At 39.0% G+C, this 12,946-nt stretch carries 10 protein-coding genes; 9 read left to right on the top strand and 1 reads right to left on the bottom strand.

Going from position 1 to position 12,946, the window contains the following annotated elements:
- Nucleotides 1–191 precede the first annotated feature (191 nt).
- Complete coding sequence (locus ACFXN8_RS03170; RefSeq protein ID WP_386842710.1) at nt 192–875, top strand: metal-dependent hydrolase; 684 nt, start codon at nt 192–194, stop codon at nt 873–875.
- 152 nt (nt 876–1,027) lie between these two features.
- Nucleotides 1,028–2,335, top strand: coding sequence for a DRTGG domain-containing protein (locus tag ACFXN8_RS03165; protein ID WP_386842708.1), 1,308 nt, complete (start codon nt 1,028–1,030; stop codon nt 2,333–2,335).
- Nucleotides 2,336–2,480: 145 nt separating this feature from the next.
- Here the strand turns inward: ACFXN8_RS03165 and ACFXN8_RS03160 are convergent, their stop codons facing one another.
- The gene (locus tag ACFXN8_RS03160; protein ID WP_386842706.1) at nt 2,481–2,786 is read right to left on the bottom strand and encodes a YtpI family protein; all 306 of its coding nucleotides are present in this window, start codon (nt 2,784–2,786) and stop codon (nt 2,481–2,483) included.
- 90 nt (nt 2,787–2,876) lie between these two features.
- Here ACFXN8_RS03160 and ACFXN8_RS03155 point away from each other — a divergent pair, with 90 nt between their 5' ends.
- From ACFXN8_RS03155 to pyk, 7 genes are all read left to right on the top strand, one after another.
- The gene (locus tag ACFXN8_RS03155; RefSeq protein WP_386842704.1) at nt 2,877–3,821 is read left to right on the top strand and encodes a DHH family phosphoesterase; all 945 of its coding nucleotides are present in this window, start codon (nt 2,877–2,879) and stop codon (nt 3,819–3,821) included.
- 34 nt (nt 3,822–3,855) lie between these two features.
- Entirely contained in the window at nt 3,856–6,939 is a 3,084-nt protein-coding gene (dnaE, locus tag ACFXN8_RS03150) for a DNA polymerase III subunit alpha (RefSeq protein WP_386842702.1), read from the top strand.
- 352 nt (nt 6,940–7,291) lie between these two features.
- Complete coding sequence (locus ACFXN8_RS03145) at nt 7,292–7,933, top strand: FadR/GntR family transcriptional regulator (RefSeq protein ID WP_376075311.1); 642 nt, start codon at nt 7,292–7,294, stop codon at nt 7,931–7,933.
- A 21-nt stretch (nt 7,934–7,954) separates the two neighbouring features.
- Nucleotides 7,955–8,803: an acetyl-CoA carboxylase, carboxyltransferase subunit beta gene (gene accD, locus ACFXN8_RS03140; protein WP_376075310.1), complete on the top strand. Its 849-nt coding sequence runs from the start codon at nt 7,955–7,957 to the stop codon at nt 8,801–8,803.
- Complete coding sequence (locus ACFXN8_RS03135) at nt 8,796–9,752, top strand: acetyl-CoA carboxylase carboxyltransferase subunit alpha (RefSeq protein WP_376075308.1); 957 nt, start codon at nt 8,796–8,798, stop codon at nt 9,750–9,752. Before accD ends, ACFXN8_RS03135 begins: the two co-directional genes overlap by 8 nt.
- Before the next feature lie 287 nt (nt 9,753–10,039).
- A complete protein-coding gene (pfkA, locus tag ACFXN8_RS03130; RefSeq protein ID WP_376075306.1) occupies nt 10,040–10,999 on the top strand; it encodes a 6-phosphofructokinase in 960 nt (319 codons plus the stop codon).
- A gap of 28 nt (nt 11,000–11,027) precedes the next feature.
- Nucleotides 11,028–12,788 (top strand): pyruvate kinase, encoded by a 1,761-nt coding sequence (pyk, locus tag ACFXN8_RS03125; RefSeq protein ID WP_376075305.1) that lies wholly within the window; start codon nt 11,028–11,030, stop codon nt 12,786–12,788.
- Nucleotides 12,789–12,946: the final 158 nt, after the last annotated feature.

Here is a 12,946-nt window from a genome sequence, read left to right as displayed (position 1 = left end):
TTTGAGCGATCTATAACTCTAATTCGATGCTTCATTTTTGTACGAATGAATAATTGTCTCCCCACAAGGTATAGCTTTGTTGGGAAAGGATCTATTATTCTCTGTACAAGCATATCAAAAAAAGGGAAAAATCGCATGGATAGCGAATAAAAATGATGTAGAACAATATGTACCGCAGGGAGGAAACTTAGATGGAAATTAGTTATCATGGACATTCTGTTGTCAAAATTCAATCAAATGGGAAAACAATCTTGATAGATCCATTCATTAATGGGAATGGGCAAACAGATTTAAAGGTTACTGAGGAAGCACCGGATATAATCTTACTTACACATGGCCATAATGATCATGTCGGTGATACAGTGGAGCTTGCAAAGAAAAAAGATGCACTTGTTATTGCGCCAAATGAGCTAGCCAATTGGATTTCTTGGCAAGGAGTGAAAACGCACCCAATGCATATCGGGGGAGCCAAGGAATTTGATTTTGGTAAGGTGAAATTTACTCAAGCCTTCCACGGTTCGTCGTATGTAACTGAAAATAACGAAATTATTTATATGGGAATGCCTGCTGGAATTTTATTATTTATCGAAGGAATAACAATTTATCATGCAGGGGATACAGCTTTGTTTAGTGATATGAAATTAATTGGAGAACGTCATCCTATTGACATTGCATTTTTACCAATTGGTGATAATTTCACGATGGGTCCAGAAGATGCGGCTTGTGCAGTGTCATTTTTGAAGCCGAAAATTGTCGTACCAGTTCATTACAATACATTCCCACCAATCGAGCAGGATCCACAAAATTTTGCAGATTTAGTGCAAAATGCAGAGGTTCAAATTTTAAAAGCGGGTGAAAAAGTAAACTGTTCCTAATCAGTGACACTGCTGTACTATATGAGTTGGCACCACGTGCGTAGTTGAAACGATGGGAAAAGTAAAACAAATTCATCACTTTATATTAAATATTTTAATAAAAAATATGGTACACTAAGAGCAGAATTGATGATTGAGAAATAGGTGATATTTTGTCTACAAAACATGAGAGAATTTTACAATACATCGAATCATTACCCGTGGGTGATAAAATTTCAGTACGTCAAATTGCAAAAGAAATGCAGGTGAGTGAAGGAACGGCATACCGCGCTATTAAAGAAGCGGAAAATCGCCGTTTAGTAAGCTCTATTGAACGTGTTGGAACAATTCGTATTGAGAAGAAAAAGAAAGAAAATATTGAACGATTAACCTTCGCAGAAATCGTTAATATTGTAGACGGCCAAGTTTTAGGTGGGAAAACAGGTCTACATAAAACGTTAACGAAATTTGTTATTGGTGCCATGCAATTAGAAGATATGATGCGTTATACAGATGCAGGAAGCTTGCTCATCGTTGGTAACCGTTTTAAAGCACATGAAAATGCACTTCGAGCTGGTGCAGCTGTTTTAATTACAGGGGGCTTTGATACAACCGAGGAAAACAAGTTACTTGCAGATTCCCTGGACTTACCGATCATTTCAACAAGCTATGATACCTTTACTGTGGCAACAATGATTAACCGTGCAATTTATGACCAATTAATCAAAAAAGATATTTTATTTATTGAAGATATTTTTGTGCCAATGACGGATACTTCGGTTCTTCGAAATGATGAAACAATTCAACATTTCCATAAGTTAAATGAACGAACAACTCATGGTGCATTTCCTGTTGTGACAGCAAACAATAAGCTTGTTGGGATGATTACAGTAAAAGACGTTATTGGTCGCGAAGAAAACGAGCTTATTGAAAAGGTTATGACAAAAAATCCGATTGCTGGATCGATGAAAATGAGTGTTGCTTCTGCCGGACATCGTATGATTTGGGAAGGGATTGACCTGTTACCAATTGTCGATGATGATAATATTTTGCAAGGTGTAATTAGTCGACAAGATGTACTGAAAGCGCTTCAGCTTGCTCAAAGACAACCTCAACATGGTGAAACGATTGATGATTTAGTGAAAAATGAGATGAAGGTGCTTGGCGATGAAGATTTAATCGTAGAATTTAAAGTAACTCCTCAAATGACAAATCAATATGGGGCAATTTCTTATGGAGCATTTACAACTTTGTTAGCGGAAGTTGGTTCATTCTCATTAAAGCGCCGTAAACGTGGGGATGCAGTTGCCGAAAACATGACGATTTATTTCATCAAGCCTGTGCAAATGGAAAGCACACTTACTGTAAAGCCTCGAATATTAGACATGAGTCGTAAGTTTGTGAAAATGGACTTCGAAGTGTTTAATCAACAAGTGCTTGTTGGGAAGGCAATGATGATGTTCCAACTACTGGAACGTTAAGAAAACAGAAAAAGGGATGGTCTAGCATTTACCCTAGACCATCCCTTTCACTTCTTTCAGCGGGTGTCACGGAATCGGAATGGAGTTCTTTGTGCAAGCACAAAGCCGATTCCAGACGCAATTATGCCGAGGCATAATTGATTATTTATCGGTTAATACGGTACTCTTCGTCAACAAATTGACCGTAGTGACGAACTCTTTTAATATTTTCAATAATAACAAAGATGCCTAAAACGACAAGAATTGCTACAATAATAAATGTATATAACCCAGGGAATAAATAGGCTTGGTTTAAACCGAATAACAGAATAAATGTACCGAAACTTACATTAGCTTTGCTTTTATACCAATTTTTAGCAATTGGTAATGAAGAACGAAACTGTTTTGTTTTAAAATAAAAATAAAACACAAATGATATGATTATTGCAAACACAAATATTAAATTGAGCATAGTAAACCTCCTAGCATAACTAGTCATTATTGTAACGATTATTGAAGAAAAATGCTAACGGTTATTACTATCAATTTGGGGGAAATTAATTTGAAAAGACAAATCATCGACACAATTGCTTCATATGAAACAATCATTATTCATCGCCATGTGCGTCCAGATCCAGACGCTTATGGATCTCAGCAAGGCTTGAAAGAGCTTATTTTAGCAAATTATCCGGAAAAGAAAGTTTTTGCTGTAGGTGAGCATGATGAGTCATTATCATTTTTAGCAAATCCAGATGACATTACAGATGAAATTTACGACAATGCTTTAGTTATTGTGACAGATACGGCAAATACTGAACGTGTGGACGATCAACGCTATATAAAAGGTAAAATGATCATTAAAATAGATCATCATCCAAATGATGATGTGTATGGTGATTTACTATGGGTAGATACAAATGCGAGCTCTTGTAGTGAAATGATTTATGAGCTTTTTGAGGAAGGGAAACAAGTAGCAAACTGGATTCTACCTGATGCTTCAGCACGATTATTATTTGCTGGTATTGTAGGGGATACAGGACGTTTCCAATTCCCTAGCACGACTGTAAAAACGTTTAAAACTGCAGGGGAGCTTATTGCATATAATTTTGATCGAAATCAAATTTTCGATGGAATGTATGAAATGGATCAAAAGCTATTAAATTTACAGGGTTATATTTATCAAAATTTCAAAATGGATGAGTACGGAGCAGCACATATCAAGCTGACAAAGGAATTGCTGGCAGAATTCAATGTTGTGCCGTCAGAGGCGTCCCTGTTAGTTGGTTGTCTTGGAAGTGTGAAAGGTATTTGTGCATGGGTGGTCTTCATTGAAGAGGTCGATCAGATTCGTGTGCGTTTACGCTCAAAAGGCCCTATTATTAACACTTTGGCGAAGGAATTTAATGGTGGTGGACATCCGCTCGCTTCAGGGGCTACAGCTTACTCATGGGAAGAAGCAGAGCGTGTTATAACGAGATTACAGGAAATTTGTAAGGCGTATCAATAAACATTTTTAAATACCCAGAAAGGAAGGGATTCATTTGACACATGTATACACGAAAATGCATACGAGTGCGGATTTATTGAAAAGTACGATTCGGCTTGAACAATTGATCCCTTTTTTACAAGAGCAAAATACTCACGCCTGTGCAATCGTCAATTCAAAATTGTACGGGCTTTTGCCTTTTTGTAAAGCATTGCAGCAAGCGAGTATTCATGCTGTATTAGGGCTCTCGATAAACGTACAGTGGCAAGATAGAAAGGTTCCACTTGTGTTGTATGCTCAGACGCAAGAAGGCTACCAGCATCTTTTAAAGATTAGTAGTGCAGTTTCGATTAGAGAAGATGGTGCACTTCCGTGGAAATGGCTTGAAGGATATGCGGCGGGCTGTGTGGCATTACTTTCTTCGGATGATTTAGTAGAAATTGAGGATTGGACAGAAGTAGCAAGTGCTTTAAACGAGGTATTTGGCAAGTATTTATTTATGGGTATAGCAAGACCAGCAGGAATGATAGCCGAAAAAGAAGAAACTTTTGTAGCATGGTGTGAAACTATGAATATAACGCTGGTTGCCTCCCAGAGCTGTTATTTTTTACGTCCAGAAGATCATTTTGCCTTTGAGGTTGCAAGAGCGATAGATTCAGGTGAAAAGCTTACCGGTACAATGCTATCAGCTCATTTACAAGGTTATTTCGCTCCAACGGAAGAGGAATGGCGAAGTTGGTTTGCTGATCATCCAGAATGGCTTGAGTCTAGTGCAACGATGCTAGCTAGCTGTACGGCGGAAATTCCTGAAATGCACGTACAAATGCCTAAATTTCCTGTGCCAACAGGTGAAACAGCCGAAAGCTTGCTCGTTAAAGAGGCTTTTGCAGGATTGGCAGAACGTTTAAAGCAAACAGAGATTCCTAAAGTGTATCAGGAGCGACTTCAATACGAGCTTGAAATTATTTGTTCAATGGGCTATGCAGATTATTTTTTAATTGTTGCAGATTTTATGCACTTTGCTAAAGAAAATCGAATTTTAACAGGTCCTGGTCGTGGTTCATCAGCAAGTTCTCTTGTAGCTTATAGCTTATCTATTACGCAAGTAGATCCATTAGTTTACGGCTTATTATTTGAACGATTTTTAAACCCAGAACGTGTTACACTGCCAGATATCGATATCGACTTTGTCGACAGTAAAAGACAAAAAGTAATCCACTATGTCGCCCAGAAATATGGAAAGGCAAATGTGGCGCAAATTATTACGTTTGGCACTTTGTCTGCAAAGGCAGTTGCTAGAGATGTTGCGCGTGTTTTTGGTTTTGACGCTGAAACGTTGGAGAAAATCTCGAAAATGATTCCAAATAAACCAGGAATAACATTGCAAAAAGCAGTGGACGAATCACAAGGCTTACAAGGCTGGTTAGCTGAGGATGAAAACCATCGTCGCTGGTTTGAGGTGGCGTTAAAACTAGAGGGGGTACCAAGAAATTCTTCCACTCATGCGGCAGGAATTGTACTGTCACCTTCACCATTAGTTAATACGATACCGATTGAAGAAGGGCATGATGGAATATATTGTACGCAATGGCCGATGGGAGATGTAGAAGCCTGTGGACTTGTCAAAATGGATTTTTTAGGATTGCGCAACCTGACAATTTTAGAGCAAGTACGTTGGTCAATTTATAAAGCCGGTGGTCCTTGGATAGAGTTTGATCTTATACCGATGCAAGATGAAAAAACATTTAAACTTCTTCAAATGGGAGATACATTAGGGATTTTTCAATTAGAATCGGAAGGTATGAAGCAAGCTTTACGTGATATTCAACCAACCCATTTTTTAGATATAGTAGCAGTCAATGCATTGTATCGCCCTGGCCCAATGGATTTTATTCCTATGTATGCTAGACGGAAAGCAGGAAGGGAATCGGTTACTATGCCCCATCCAGCATTAGAGCCCATTTTACGAGAGACATTTGGTGTCATAGTTTATCAAGAACAAATCATGAAAATTGCCTCGGTGATGGCTGGATTTACGATGGGACAAGCAGATTTATTGCGTCGAGCGGTAAGTAAGAAAAATCGCCAAGTATTAGAGGCGCAACGTACCGCATTTGTAGATGGAGCGATGAAGCAAGGCTTTGACGTCCATGTGGCGGAAGAAGTGTATGCATTAATTGTACGCTTTGCAGACTATGGTTTCCCTAAAAGTCATGCTGTCGCATATAGCGTTATTTCCTATCAAATGGCCTATTTAAAGGCACATTTCCCGCAAAGTTTTTATACTGCGTTATTATCAAATGCAACAGGAAATGTGGAAAAAATTCTGCAACTTGAGAATGAGGCAAAAGAGAAAGGGATTTCGTTTTACCCGCCATCATTAAAACAAAGTACAAAATTTTTTACTGTTGAGAAGGATGGAATTCGCTATAGCTTATCCGGAATAAAGGGTGTTCCCTATACATTTATAGAAAAAGTATACGCCTTACGCCAAGAGAAGCCAGAAGCATTGGATAATTTGTTTGACTTGGCAGTTGCCTTAAGTGCACAGCATTTTAAACCAAAAGTAATGGAGTCTTTAATTTTCGCAGGGGCTCTCGATTATTTAGATAAAGATCGTGCGGTACTGATAGCGACATTGGAGGCAGCTTTGAAGTATGCAGAACTGCTAAGACCAACTGAGGATATTGATATTGAATCGACTACTACCTTTAGCTTTGGTAAGCCAAAGTATATGGAAGTGGAAGCGATGCCACAAAAGGAAAAATTGCTACATGAAAAGGAAAGTCTTGGTTTTTATATATCAGCCCATCCGGTCACAGAGGAAAGAGCTTTTTGGAATGAAGTAAATAGTACGTGCCGAGAGTTAAAACAAGCGCGTGACGGAACGTATGTAAAAATGATTGGCATGATAGAAGAAGTGAAAAAAATACGCACAAAAAAAGGTGAGCAAATGGCCTTTGTTCAGCTTCAGGATGAGTTTGGAACGGTATCTGTAACTTTATTCCCACAGGTTTTTCATCTTGTTCAAGAGCTGTTACTTGAAGATGAATTGCTTTACATTGAGGGAACACTTGAAAGGCGCTTTGGTAAACCTCAAGTGAAAGTAAAACATGCGCAAGCGACGAAAAGAATATGAAATTGAAGAAAATTTTAGAAACTGCATACATTTTTTATGCAGTTTTTTCTTTACTTTTTAACAGTTATTTTGTAAGCTATAGTCAATGTTCAAAAGTGGCCAGACCACTTTTTATCTTCATTCTGTATTAGCCTCTCACCTTTGTGGTGACGAAATGAATTGCGGATGTGATTTCTTTTCAGTGAGTGTCCAAACTTCTACTGAAATAGAGGAATTCAGTCTAAGAACGCCACGTCTTGTGGCATTACCGAAATGACCGACATCGTGTCGGCCCTCGTGCAGGCCTTGGCACAATTCAAAATACGAACGCAAATTTGCCAAGGCGAAATTGATAGTAAGGAGAGTTGATCGTATGGATAAAAAAACTGAGCAAAAGAAAGTGTTTTTAGATATCGTCCAACAATTACGACAACTTATTAAAATGGAAGAAATACAGGCTGGAGAAAAACTACCTTCTGAACGAGTCCTTTCAGAGCGTCTAGGTGTCGGGCGATCCTCCGTGAGAGAGGCATTGCGAAGCTTAGAATTGTTAGGTCTTATTGAAACGAAACATGGGGGAGGTACGTTCCTAGCTTCCACACATAAGCATCAGCTCGTAGAAATACTGTCGATGTTTATATTAGAAGATGAAAAATCAAAAAAGGATGTCGAATTAACGCGACAAATTCATGAAAAGGAAGCCATTCGCGTAATAAGTTGTACAGGGACTCTGCGAACACTATCGGTGTGGGACAGTTTTTTTGTAAAGCTAGAGATAGAAGACACGATTAATTGTCGAGATGTATTACGAGAAATAATCATCACGGCGGGAAATCGTCTTTCACTAAAAGTCTGGTTTCAGCTAGCAGCTTATGATGGTGACCGTTTAAATCGAAACTCAACAGAAGAAGAAAAAATAATCATTCAAACTATGTTGAAATCGATGCAGCTTGGCTATGAAAAAGAAGCATTACAAGCTTACGAGCAGTGGATGAAGACTTTACGAAGTAATTAGACAACAAAGGGGGAGTCAAACATGGCAATTCGCAGCATATTTAGCAAAAAGAAAGAGGACGGTCAAGAAAAGGGATTTCCAGAAGGACTCATGACAAAATGTCCAGAATGCCGTCATATTCAGTTAACGAAGGAATTAGAAAAAAATCATAAAGTATGTACAAAATGTGATCATCATTTCAAAATGACTGCACAGGAGCGTGTAGCAGATTTTTTAGATGAAGGATCATTTGTTTCAATGGATGATCATTTACAAACGAGTAATCCACTGAATTTCCCGGCTTATGTAGAAAAAATTTCAGCGGATCAACAAAAAACGGGATTGAACGAAGCTGTACTGACTGGATTAGGTACTCTGGATGGAGAAGAAATTGTTGTAGCAATTATGGATTCTCATTTCCGTATGGGCTCAATGGGGTCAGTTGTAGGAGAAAAAATCACACTTGCCGTTGAAAAAGCTACTGAATTACGTGTACCGTTTATTATTTTTACTGCTAGTGGTGGAGCGCGCATGCAAGAAGGCATTCTATCATTAATGCAAATGGCAAAAACAAGTGTGGCATTAAAACGTCATAACGATGAAGGACTATTGTTTATTTCTATCTTGACGCATCCTACAACAGGTGGCGTTTCTGCAAGTTTTGCTTCTGTTGGAGATATTAATATTGCGGAACCACAAGCGTTGATTGGCTTTGCTGGTCGCCGTGTCATTGAAGAAACAGTAAGAGAAAAACTGCCAAGTGATTTCCAAACAGCGGAATTTTTATTAGCGCATGGTCAGCTTGATGCAATCTTCCATCGAAAAGATTTACGAAACCAAGTAGCAGTGCTTGTAAAAATGCATACGAAAGGCGGCGTGCAACATGTCTAAAAATTTAGCTTTTGAAGAACCAGTAGTACAATTACGTGAAAAAATTGATGAGTTAAAAACGATTGCTACCGAGGCAGATGTAGATATGACAGGCGAAATCGAAAAGCTTGAAACACGCCTAACACAGCTAGAACAATCTATTTATGCCAATATGAAGCCGTGGGATCGTGTACAGGTTGCTAGACATCCAGAACGACCAACAACTTTACAATATATAGAAGCTATGTGTGAAAACTTTATTGAGTTACATGGTGATCGTACGTTTGGTGATGATGCGGCTATTCTTGGAGGAATTGCTCTTTTTGAAGGTCAGCCAGTAACAATTGTTGGACACCAGCGAGGAAAATCCACAAAAGAAAATATTCGTAGGAATTTTGGTATGCCACATCCAGAAGGATATCGTAAGGCACTACGTTTAATGAAGCAGGCTGAGAAATTTAAGCGACCAATTATTTGTTTTATTGATACGAAAGGTGCTTATCCCGGTAAGGCTGCTGAGGAACGTGGTCAAAGTGAAGCGATTGCCAGAAATCTCGTTGAAATGGCGGGTTTAACAGTGCCAGTTATTTCTATTGTTATTGGAGAAGGTGGTAGTGGAGGTGCCATTGCATTAGGTGTAGCGAATCGTGTCTTTATGTTAGAAAACTCAACGTATTCGGTTATCTCTCCAGAAGGGGCTGCATCGATTTTATGGCGTGATGGTAGCCTAGGAAAGCAAGCGGCAGAAGCGATGCGTATAACGGCACCTGACTTAAAAGAGCTTGGCGTTATCGATGGAATTATCCCTGAAATAACAGGTGGAGCTCATCGCAATGTAGCGAAGCAAGCACTTTCTATAAAAGAATGTATAAGCGACACACTAAAAGCATTAAATTCTTTAAATGGCGAACAATTAATTGAAGACCGTTATGAGAAATTCAGAAAGATTGGACAATATGCAGAAGCTTAAATTCATTTTTAGGTTTTTGGACATGTGAATTTGCTCGTAAAGAGATAAAAATTGTTTCCTCAATAAATTAATAGCCTAATGATGGAAGAATAAATAGTGCGAAAAATATCGTCCGAAACTTTGGGGAAAATGTTAAATTCCAGATATTTTTAAATAGAAAGAGTGTGTGAAAGCGCATTCTTTTTATTTTTTATGTAAAAGTTATGTTTTTGTAGCCTCAGAGCCCTTACATAGTTTGTTTTTTCATGTTAATGTGAATAATAATAGTATCTGCAGGAGGTTCGACAATGAAAAAAATTGCGGTATTAACAAGTGGTGGAGATGCGCCAGGAATGAATGCAGCTATTCGTGCAGTCGTTCGTAAGGCAGCATATCATGGAATTGATGTTGTCGGAATTAAGCACGGCTATGATGGCTTAATAAAAGGAAGTATGGAAAATCTTGATTTAGGTTCAGTAGGTGGCATTATTCAACGTGGTGGTACACATTTAAATTCTGCAAGATGTCCCGAATTTAAAGAAGGCGCTGTTCAGCAGCGAGGCATTGACAATATGCGTGAAGCTGGCATTGAAGGACTAGTCGTTATTGGCGGTGATGGTTCTTACCGTGGAGCTATGGATTTAGTGAAAAAAGGCTTTCCTGTTGTTGGCGTACCAGGAACAATTGATAACGACGTACCAGGAACCGAGTATACGATAGGATTCGATACTGCATTAAATACGGTTGTGGAATCCATTGATAAAATCCGCGATACAGCAACTTCCCATGAAAATTCCTTTATCGTTGAGGTGATGGGGCGAGATGCAGGGGACATTGCTTTATGGGCAGGTCTTGCAGCTGGAGCTGAAACAGTTTTAATTCCAGAAGAAGATTATAATTTGGATGATATTGTGGCACGCTTAGACCGTGGTGCAGCTCGTGGGAAAAAGCATAGCATTATTATCGTCGCTGAGGGTGTCATGTCTGGTAACGAATTGGCAAAGCTATTATATGAAAAAACAGGAAAAGAAACGCGTGTTTCTGTTCTTGGACATATCCAACGTGGTGGTTCACCTACTGCGCGTGATCGTGTTCTAGCGAGTCAATTCGGTGCACATGCAGTTGAATTGCTAATGGAAGGGAAGTCTGGCAGGGCGGTAGGTATCCGTAATCATCAAGTGATCGACTATGATATGCCAGAGGCTTTCGAAAAAAATCATGAGGCAGATGTAAGCTTATATACTTTAATGAAAGAACTATCAATATAATTTGTTATAAAAACGGAGTGGGCAGAAAATGAGAAAAACAAAAATCGTATGTACAATTGGTCCAGCAAGTGAGTCACCAGAAATTTTAGAGAAACTAATTGAAGCAGGTATGAATGTTGCCCGCTTAAACTTTTCGCATGGTTCCCATGAGGAGCATGAAGTACGTATTAATTTAATTCGCGAAGTAGCACAAAAATTAGGGAAACCAGTTGGGATTTTACTCGACACAAAAGGCCCTGAAATTCGTACACACAATATGAAAAACGGAGAATTGCATTTAGCAGCAGGGCAAGTCATTGATATTTCAATGACTGAAGTGGAAGGAACGGAGTCAAGCTTCTCTGTAACGTATGATCATTTAATCGAAGACGTTGAACAAAACTCCATTATTTTATTAGATGATGGACTAATTCAACTACGCGTATTAGCAAAAGATATGGAAAAAGGTCTTATTCATACGATTGTAGAAAATGCAGGTGTCTTAAAAAATAAAAAGGGTGTTAACGTTCCAGGTGTTTCTGTACAACTTCCTGGAATTACAGAAAAAGATGCACAGGACATTCTATTCGGTAGTAAGCAAGGTGTTGACTTTATTGCAGCCTCGTTCGTTCGTCGAGCAAAGGATGTACTAGAAATCCGAGAATTACTTGAACAAAATGGCGGTAGCCACATTCAAATTATCCCGAAAATCGAAAACCAAGAGGGTGTCGATAATATCGATGAAATCATCTTAGTTTCAGATGGATTAATGGTAGCACGTGGTGACCTCGGTGTAGAAATCCCAGCAGAAGAAGTACCACTTGTACAAAAGAAATTAATTTTAAAATGTAATCAAGTAGGTAAACCAGTTATTACAGCTACACAAATGCTAGATTCGATGCAGCGTAATCCACGTCCGACACGAGCAGAGGCTAGTGACGTAGCAAACGCAATTATTGATGGTACAGATGCAATTATGCTTTCTGGTGAAACTGCAGCAGGGCTGTATCCAGTAGAGTCCGTACAAACAATGAATAAAATCGCACTGCGTACAGAAAATTCATTAGACTATAAGGCAATCGTCTCTACACGTAGTCGTGAAAAAGAGGCAAATATGACGGAGGCGATTTCTCAGGCAGTAGCATACACTTCGATTAACTTAGGCGTAAAGGCAGTACTTGCGCCAACAGAAAGTGGTAATACGGCTAGAATGATTGCGAAATATCGCCCTGGTGTACAGATTGTCGCTGTAACGGGTTCTGCCAATACAGCTCACGCATTAACACTAGTTTGGGGTGTATTCCCAGTTGTTTGTCAACGTGTTACGACAACAGATGAAATTTTAGAGCTAGCTGTTGATGAAAGCTTGAAACATGGATTTGTAACGCATGGTGATGCAGTTGTCATTACAGCAGGTGTACCAGTAGGTGAAGCAGGTACTACTAACTTAATGAAGGTACACATCATCGGCGATTTATTAGCTCGTGGTCAAGGAATCGGTAAAGCTTCTGTAGTAGGTAAAACAGTTGTTGCTAAAAATGCAGCAGAGGCACTAGCTTATGACACAGACGGATGCATTATAGTAACGGTTGGTTCAGATCGTGATATGATGCCAGCACTTGAAAATTGTATCGGTCTGATTACGGAAGAGGGTGGGCTTACAAGTCATGCAGCAGTTGTAGGACTAAGCCTTGGGATCCCTGTTATCGTTGGAGTAAAAGAAGCCACTACTTTAATTCGCCACGGTCAAGAAATTACAATGGATGCTGAAACGGGTGTTATTTACAAAGGGCATGCAAGTGTTCTTTAATCTATAATAAAAAGCTCTAGTGCAACTATTTGCACTAGAGCTTTTCTTATAGTAAAGAAGTAATTGCGGTCTTTCAACGAAATCTAGGGATGACATTTTGTTAAAAAGTATGTCGTGTGTATAAGTTGATTGGAGTGGAGGCTGGACGCCCCTAGGAA

The organism is Lysinibacillus sp. NPDC059133 (genome assembly GCF_042755925.1).
Lineage (GTDB): Bacteria > Bacillota > Bacilli > Bacillales_A > Planococcaceae > Lysinibacillus.
The sequence above is the reverse complement of the archived record's forward strand: the minus strand, read 5'-3'. Positions and strand labels throughout refer to the sequence as shown.

Bases quoted from the DNA above. Each gene is read 5' to 3' on its own strand.
- pfkA (WP_376075306.1), top strand. From the start codon at position 10,040: ATGAAAAAAATTGCGGTATTAACAAGTGGTGGAGATGCGCCAGGAATG.
- ACFXN8_RS03160 (WP_386842706.1), bottom strand. From the start codon at position 2,786: ATGCTCAATTTAATATTTGTGTTTGCAATAATCATATCATTTGTGTTT.
- ACFXN8_RS03145 (WP_376075311.1), top strand. From the start codon at position 7,292: ATGGATAAAAAAACTGAGCAAAAGAAAGTGTTTTTAGATATCGTCCAA.
- ACFXN8_RS03170 (WP_386842710.1), top strand. From the start codon at position 192: ATGGAAATTAGTTATCATGGACATTCTGTTGTCAAAATTCAATCAAAT.
- pyk (WP_376075305.1), top strand. From the start codon at position 11,028: ATGAGAAAAACAAAAATCGTATGTACAATTGGTCCAGCAAGTGAGTCA.
- ACFXN8_RS03135 (WP_376075308.1), top strand. From the start codon at position 8,796: ATGTCTAAAAATTTAGCTTTTGAAGAACCAGTAGTACAATTACGTGAA.
- accD (WP_376075310.1), top strand. From the start codon at position 7,955: ATGGCAATTCGCAGCATATTTAGCAAAAAGAAAGAGGACGGTCAAGAA.